The sequence below is a fragment of the Dolichospermum sp. LEGE 00246 genome (assembly GCF_015207865.1).
Lineage (GTDB): Bacteria > Cyanobacteriota > Cyanobacteriia > Cyanobacteriales > Nostocaceae > Dolichospermum > Dolichospermum heterosporum.
In genome coordinates this window covers 1-1,041 of the sequence record NZ_JADEWA010000772.1, presented here as the reverse complement: position 1 = coordinate 1,041, position 1,041 = coordinate 1, and the positions used below count along the sequence as shown (strand labels likewise).

Annotated in this window: 1 protein-coding gene; it reads left to right on the top strand. The window is 35.4% G+C overall.

Going from position 1 to position 1,041, the window contains the following annotated elements; genetic code table 11:
• The coding region (locus IQ228_RS26255; protein WP_193965042.1) for an HlyD family secretion protein at window positions 1-952 on the top strand (952 nt) is incomplete at its 5' end.
• Window positions 953-1,041: the final 89 nt, after the last annotated feature.

Sequence of the window (1,041 nt, the reverse complement as noted above, 5' to 3'; positions counted from 1 at the left end):
CTTATTAAGAAATCAAAGGGAATATCAAGAGCGAAAAATCAATACTGAAAGTGAATTAATAACAGCAGAGGTAAATATTCAAAAAGAATTAGTAGATTTAGAAAAAGCAAAAGCTGATTTAGATTTCGCAAAGTCGGATAGAGATCGTTATAAGCAGTTATCCAAAATTGGTGCAATTGGTAACAGAGAATTTGAGCAAAAACAGCTAGTTGTGCAACAGACAACCTTAACACTACAATCTGCAAAAAAAGCTGTTGATCTTGCTAAAATCAAAATTAAATCAACTCAAGCCGCGATTAATCCAACTACAGCAATGGTAAAAATGGCACAAGAACGGATTGCTCAAGAAACTGCTAGAGGTGAAGCAAATATAGCGGCTCTAAACAAAGAAAGAGAAGGCTTAATTCAGCGATTGGTAGAAATACAAACTCAAATAAAACAATCACAAAAAGAACTTCAACAAGTCGAAACCCAGCGGAGAAGTAGTGTAATTCTTGCCACGAGTAATGGGATTATATTTAAACTAAATTTACGAAACTCTGGTCAATTTGTCCGCCCTGGTGAATCTATTGCTGAGGTTGTCCCTGATAGTGCTTCTTTAGTAATTAAAGCCATAATTCCTACTGCGGAAATCAACAAAATTGCCATTAGTCAAAAAGTTCAACTTCGTGTTGATGCTTGTCCCTATCCTGATTATGGAATTGCTAATGGGACTGTTAAAACCATTTCTCCAGACGCAATTACACCTCAGAATAAAGATACAACTACGACAAATTCTCCTGGTATTAGCTACTTTGAAGCCACAATTCAGCCCGAAGGCAATTCATTTGGAATTAATGGTCATAAATGTCTGCTACAATCAGGAATGAACGCTACAGCCGATATTATTTCTAGAGAAGAAACAGCATTGCAATTTATGTTGAGAAAAGCTAGACTAATTACTGATTTATAAGTAGCTAAATAGCCGAAAAACTTAAATTAATTAGCAGGTGTTTGAAAAGTCATGATTGCTGGATAAAATATTTTACCCCTCCCTAACCC